The organism is Kocuria salina, assembly GCF_013368965.1.
In the GTDB taxonomy this organism is placed as follows: Bacteria; Actinomycetota; Actinomycetes; order Actinomycetales; family Micrococcaceae; genus Kocuria; species Kocuria rosea.
The window spans coordinates 1-4,799 of the sequence record NZ_SSSF01000030.1; the positions used below are offsets into that span (position 1 = coordinate 1).

Consider the following 4,799-nt stretch of genomic DNA (forward strand, 5'->3'; position numbering starts at 1 on the left):
CGCCACGTATGAGTGAGGGACATCGTTGCCCCTTTCGTCTAGGGACGAGCCGACCCCGCCCAGTGTTCCCGATAGTAAATCAGGAAGGTTTGCTCGGTCCTTCTGACGCAGAAGGACCGTCACACCTCATGCATCTTTGATAACCGAGGTGTCCGGAATTCGTCACGACGCTTTTAGGCTCGCCCTCATGGAGTCGAAAATCTGCCCATGGTGCACCGGTCCTGTCGCGCCCAAGCCCGGCCGCGGACGACCCCCGGTGTACTGCTCCGACCAGTGCCGGCGTTACGCCTATGAGCACCGCAGAGCCGCCCAGCGCGAAAGCCAGCCGGTGCGCATCATCGTGGAAAAGACTCCGCCCCAGGTGATTGAGCGCACCCGGCGGGCATGGTCCCGCCCCGATCCCAACGCATTGGCTGAGGCCCTGGAGGAACACCCCGATCTCGCCGCCCCGGTACTACGCCGCATGGTCGAGCTGGCCACCAACGAACGACTCAGCAACCGTGCACGCACCGCCCTAGGGGCCCATCTGGCGCGCTTCACCGCCGAACTGTTCACCGCCCGGTTCGCGTTCAACCCACGCCCGGCCACCACCACCGGCCGCGTCATCACCGCCGAGCAGTGGGGGGATCTGGCCGCAGCAGCCGGACAGATCACGGCCGCCGAACGCGCCCTCGACGCCCGGGAACGAGCCCTCACCGCCCGCGAGGAACGGCTACGGCAACGGCAGGACGATCTCGACCAGCGCGCCCAGGACATCGCCTACCGCCACGCCCAGGCCCGCGCCCACGAGGAACAAGCCCGCCGGATCCGCCACCAACTCAACGATCTCGAAGCCCAGGCCCGCCAACATCCCACCCACCAGGGAAGCAGCTTCTACCGCCCCACCTGACCGACTGAGGCGAGCACCGCCAGGACACCCCAGCACGCCCAGAACCGACCCACCAACAGCCACCACGCCACCCCACCAAGCACCCGCTCAACCACATGGATCGACTACGAAGACTCCTTCCGGCCATATCACCGGGGGTGGCTCAGGGGCTCACCCGTGAAGGGTGAATCGAAGACGACAGACGTCATCGACAGTGACCAGGGTGACGGGCGCCGGCGGAGGGGACTTGGAACTGGGTCAGTGCCTGATTGGGACGCTCTGGGCACCTTGACCGAAGCGTGCAGCTGAACGTGTGCGCGCCTGCGTGAGGTCGCCCAGGCTGAGGGCATCGAACGATGCATGAAATGTGCCGGTCCGAGGGTGGGCGGAGGGGGTCCAGAGGAGCATCACCCGGAGAGGGTGGGAGAGCCCAGAACTGGGCCCTTGGGCGCCCTCTCACCTTGGGCTTAGTAAATGACCCCCCCCCTAGCCGGTGGAGCGGGCACTCCGAAGAGCTCTTTTTACGGTTGATTCGGAGCACCCGAGGGTCTTGGCGATCGTCGGTCGGGAGTGCCCAGCCTCAGCTAGTACCCGGATCTGTTCAGCCCGCAGAGTCGAAGTAGCTGCGCGCACGGCACGGCTCTTGTCGGCGTTCTTCCGGACTGCCTGAGTCTTTTTCTCGGAGCGGGCTGCGCCGCCTTTGGCGCCGAGGGTGCGTGCGGCGGCCGAGCCTTGCCCGGTGATGGTTCGGCGGCCGGGGCGGTGCTGGTGCCGGCCGATGGAGGCGGCCAGATCGCGTACCTGGTCATCGGGCAGCGGTGCCACGCCTTGCTCGGCGGCCACGGCCTCGTTGATGCCGCGGGCCAGCTGCAGCACCTCGGCGTCGGTCCAGTGGGTCACGGAGCCATTTTCCAGCGCGTGGCGCACGGTCAGCCAGGTGGCGCGGTTCACGGCATCGTTGCGACCCACGAACACCCCGCCAGAGGCTTTCTGCGCCCTTGTGCGAGCCTGAGGGGGCTCAGAGTGGGTTGGCCATGCTTCAACGGCGTCTAGAGCCTCCTGGAGCTCTCCGAGCCGGTACGGGGCCGTGAGCGGGCGGGCGGTGGTGAACACATCGCGCTGAGTGGGCCTGTAGCAGGGGTTCCGGGTGCGGGCGGGCCGTAGCGGGTCTACAGCCGCGTCTCCGCTCAGCGAGGCCCGCAGAGCGGCTCCTACGGCCTCGGCGTAGGCGATTGGGTGCGGTCGGGCGTCGGGGCCGGTGTGCACCCGGTCGATCAGCCACACGGCTTGGGCCCCGCGAGGGGTTTCCACGATCACGTGCGGCAGGGCTGGGGCGGCGAAGAACTCGAGCACTGCCGCGTCTCGATCGACGTCCACGGTCAGCAGGCCGAGGTTGGGTCGCGCCGGTGGCGTCCAGAACGCGAACTCGCCTAACGCCTCCACCGGCACGGTGCGTGGAGCACCGTCCTTGGTGGCTGCCACCCGGATGTGGTGCACGCCCAAATGGTCAACGACCGCTTGCCGGACAGCGGCCTGCCGTGTTGCGGCGGGGCTGGTGGACGGGGGAGGGGTCGTGCCTACACTGGTCACAAGGCTTCTCCTGATTGCCGCTATCAATCGGGGAAGTCGAGCCCCGGAGATTCCACCCTCCGGGGCTCAACTCTTTCCTGGCCACCCTATGGCCCGGCGTAGGCCCACGGGCGGACCTTCGCCCTGTCGCGTCGGCCATGTGCGGACCTAGTAGGGGTTCATCCCCTTCCCAACGACCCACCCAACCCTCGACACAAAGCTCTGGCTGCTAGGAAGCACCTGCGGTCATTCTTCACACTGAAATCGGGGGCTTGTGCTCACATCGCTGCCCCCTGGAGGGGGGCCGGGCCGTTAGCCGGTCCCCCTCGACACACTCACGGGCTTCCCAGACACTGAGGGTGGGTGATCTGCATACCGCCCTAGAAAAGCCGGGCTCTCCCATGGCCCGGCTTTTCCCATGCCCAGCGCAGCACCCACCCGCTCCGCGTGGTGCCCCGGCCGGAGACCGATCCCGTTCTATGTGCCATAGAACATAGCTTTGCTCCGCCTGGCGGCAGTAGGTGTCACGACCGGTGTGCAGGACACTGAGACGCGGGGTACAGGATCCTCCCCACGGAAAAAGCCGGGCTCTGCTACCCGGCTTTTTCCGTGCCGGCACGCACGGCCTAGTGCACGTACCGCCGCCACAACACCGCCACCATCAGCACACTCGGCACCCCCGCCAAGGCAAAGCTGACAGCGAGATGATCGATCAGCACATTCAGGGCCACCCCGCCCATAAGAACCAGCGCACCCCCCAGCAACACGACCATCCAAGCGACCTCCAGCTGGGCCTCGCTCATCGGCTCATAGCGTTCTCTGCTCATCTCACGACGATAGGAAGCCACCCCGGCTCTCCGAACCGACCCACGGTTTATGACCACACACCGTCCAGGCTGACCGGGACAGAGCCCTGCGGAGACAACCCCGGCTGAGCAGCCTGTGCCGGCAGATCAAGCCTTGGCAGGACCTCTCACACACCCATCGCCGTCACTTTTGGGAACGAACCGAAAATCGGCCGAGACTGGAGGTGGAAACTGGCGTGCTCACACCAACAGCTTCCCGGGAGGCCCGGTTGACCAGGCCCCGCCTCCCATAAGAAAAAGCCGGGCTGCTGCCCGGCTTTTTCCATGTCCGGCAACGCCGGTTAGTCCAGAAACCGCCGCCACCAGATCCCCACCACCACAGCGCCAGGAACCAAGGCAACAACAGTGCCCACTACGAAGTCTTCGAGCAAGACGCCAATCACCGCAGCCAGCAGACCCACCTGCACTCCAGCCAGCAGCACCAGAATCCAAGCCATGTCTCGACGCTGCCTGGCCTCCTGGTCCCCGCGTCGCATTTGCATTCGTCAAACGCTACGGGCCGGTTCCTCGTTGCGCTCAATCGCACGCACTGTGGATCACCCTTCTAAAGGTAGGTCCTGCCCGTTCACGAGTGTTTCCCAGAACGTGAAGGTGATTTCAACGTCAGGACCAACGGCCTCCTGAACCACCTGCGCCAGCCTCAGGCCTTCCCGGTAGGCAGCGTTTCGGTGTTCCACCGATGGCCAGCCTCGCTCCTCGTGATAGTTCATGTCGAAGTCACGAGTCCACGTCAGGAGCTGGTCGGACAGCTCAGCAGGAAGAGGAAAGTCGTCCTGTTCCAGTGCACTGTCCCATCCAAAAAACGGCCAGGAGCATCCGTACTCGTTGAGCATCCTGATCGTTGTGTGTGTGCTCATCAGCAACCCCTTGCTGGGTATGACGTGATCACTCGTCGATTGGTCTTAGAAATGATCACACGAGGGTAAAAAGTCTTGAGGACCTGCCCCTTGGAGTTCCGCACCTGCACCGGTGTGGTGTAACAGAGCTTTCCACCGCCTTGGTCAGCGATCTTGGAGGGAGCCACCAAAGACTGCCGAGTGGCGAAGTCCATGAAGTCGTCCCAGTTCCCACGCATTGGCTCCATCTTGCGCGTCCAGTCGCCCTGGTGGCCGGCTCGAATGTGACGGTATCCATAGCCCTTCTCGGTGCCGCATTCCAACTTGATCCGGCCTCCAGAGAACCCCGGGCGGCTCCTAGCCTGATAGGTCGTGACCACGTGGCTCGCACGCTTCAACGTGTTGCAGTTGAGCGCATCGATAGGCCCCAAAAGGGAGGCCGTTGCTAGTCCCGGGGGCAGCTCCGGGGCTTGGTTCAGTCCAAGAGCCGTCAGGTCACCAGAGCTGACCGATGCCCCGCTCACAGGAGCCACCAGCACCACTTCCGGATCACCGACGACCGCGGAGGCTGATTCAGAACTGGCCATAGCTGGAACGCTTCCCAAACCAACCCCGGTAGTCGCTAGAACCGCGGAGAACATGAGAACCGTGGCTCGCCGC

6 protein-coding genes are annotated in these 4,799 nt (G+C 64.8%); 1 reads left to right on the top strand and 5 read right to left on the bottom strand.

Annotated elements, in window-relative coordinates; translation table 11 throughout:
• Positions 1-187: 187 nt before the first annotated feature.
• Entirely contained in the window at positions 188-889 is a 702-nt protein-coding gene (locus tag E7Z53_RS19670) for a hypothetical protein (RefSeq protein WP_176338668.1), read from the top strand.
• 465 nt (positions 890-1,354) lie between these two features.
• Here E7Z53_RS19670 and E7Z53_RS19675 read toward each other — a convergent pair whose 3' ends face one another.
• The 5 genes from E7Z53_RS19675 to E7Z53_RS20070 form a co-directional block, all read right to left on the bottom strand.
• The gene (locus E7Z53_RS19675; protein WP_176338669.1) at positions 1,355-2,365 is read right to left on the bottom strand and encodes a replication initiation protein; all 1,011 of its coding nucleotides are present in this window, start codon (positions 2,363-2,365) and stop codon (positions 1,355-1,357) included.
• A gap of 698 nt (positions 2,366-3,063) precedes the next feature.
• Entirely contained in the window at positions 3,064-3,264 is a 201-nt protein-coding gene (locus E7Z53_RS19680; RefSeq protein WP_176338670.1) for a hypothetical protein, read from the bottom strand.
• Between the two features lie 320 nt (positions 3,265-3,584).
• On the bottom strand, positions 3,585-3,740 hold the full coding sequence (locus E7Z53_RS19685) for a hypothetical protein (RefSeq protein WP_176338671.1): 156 nt from the start codon (positions 3,738-3,740) through the stop codon (positions 3,585-3,587).
• 99 nt (positions 3,741-3,839) lie between these two features.
• Positions 3,840-4,160: a hypothetical protein gene (locus tag E7Z53_RS19690; protein ID WP_176338672.1), complete on the bottom strand. Its 321-nt coding sequence runs from the start codon at positions 4,158-4,160 to the stop codon at positions 3,840-3,842.
• A partial coding sequence (locus E7Z53_RS20070; RefSeq protein ID WP_217905982.1) for a hypothetical protein occupies positions 4,160-4,799 on the bottom strand: 640 nt, incomplete at its 5' end. The genes E7Z53_RS20070 and E7Z53_RS19690, both read right to left, overlap by 1 nt.

Bases quoted from the DNA above. Each gene is read 5' to 3' on its own strand.
- E7Z53_RS19670 (WP_176338668.1), top strand. From the start codon at position 188: ATGGAGTCGAAAATCTGCCCATGGTGCACCGGTCCTGTCGCGCCCAAG.
- E7Z53_RS19680 (WP_176338670.1), bottom strand. From the start codon at position 3,264: ATGAGCAGAGAACGCTATGAGCCGATGAGCGAGGCCCAGCTGGAGGTC.
- E7Z53_RS19685 (WP_176338671.1), bottom strand. From the start codon at position 3,740: ATGGCTTGGATTCTGGTGCTGCTGGCTGGAGTGCAGGTGGGTCTGCTG.
- E7Z53_RS19690 (WP_176338672.1), bottom strand. From the start codon at position 4,160: ATGAGCACACACACAACGATCAGGATGCTCAACGAGTACGGATGCTCC.